The following is a 238-nucleotide window of genomic DNA, read 5'->3' as shown; positions in this document are numbered from 1 at the left end:
GCTCCCCGCGCATGCGGGGATGATCCCGGTCACCGACCATGCGCGCGTATCTAAGTGGGGTGCTCCCCGCGCATGCGGGGATGATCCTCCAGCCAATTAACCCGGAAAAGGCAATCTTCCGTGCTCCCCGCGCATGCGGGGATGATCCCGGCGCGAAGGGAGAAACCGGAGCGACCGGCCCGTGCTCCCCGCGCATGCGGGGATGATCCCGTGGTGACCAAATGGGGCGCTTACCTTA

Source organism: Olsenella uli (genome assembly GCF_901212655.1).
GTDB classification, from domain to species: Bacteria; Actinomycetota; Coriobacteriia; order Coriobacteriales; family Atopobiaceae; genus Parolsenella; species Parolsenella uli_A.
Note: the sequence above shows the minus strand (reverse complement) of the source record.